The organism is Stenotrophomonas maltophilia group sp. RNC7 (genome assembly GCF_030910085.1).
Lineage (GTDB): Bacteria > Pseudomonadota > Gammaproteobacteria > Xanthomonadales > Xanthomonadaceae > Stenotrophomonas > Stenotrophomonas sepilia.
This window is the reverse complement of the sequence record NZ_JAVFVN010000057.1, coordinates 1-454: the sequence shown is the minus strand read 5'-3', so window position 1 is coordinate 454 and position 454 is coordinate 1. Positions and strand designations below refer to the sequence as shown.

Annotated in this window: 1 pseudogene; it reads left to right on the top strand. The window is 70.3% G+C overall.

The features are described from left to right. A pseudogene (locus RCF13_RS00385) lies at nucleotides 1-454 on the top strand (MFS transporter); the annotation flags it as partial.

The following is a 454-nucleotide window of genomic DNA, read 5'->3' as shown; positions in this document are numbered from 1 at the left end:
CCAAGGCGATTTCCTGGGTGATGGTGGGGGGTCTCGCGGGTGCCATCATCGGGCCGCAGTTGGTGATCTTCACGCGCGACGCGGTAGCGGGCACGCCCTACGTCGGCAGCTTCCTCAGCCAGGCGCTGCTGCCGCTGATCGCCCTGCCGATCTTGCTGATGCTGCGCACGCCGCGCCAGACCCCGGCCGAAGCCGCCGCCGACAGCGGCCGCACGGTGCTGCAGCTCCTGGCGATGCCGCGCTACGCGCTGGCCGTGGCCGCGGGCGTGGTGTCCTATGGGGTGATGGCGTTCGTGATGACCGCCGCGCCGGTGGCGATGGTCAACCACGGGCATTCGGTGGACAACGCCGCCCTGGGCATCCAGTGGCACCTGCTGGCGATGTTCGGGCCGAGCTTCTTCACTGGGCGGCTGATGGTGCGCTACGGCAAGGAGCGCGTGACCGCCGTGGGCAT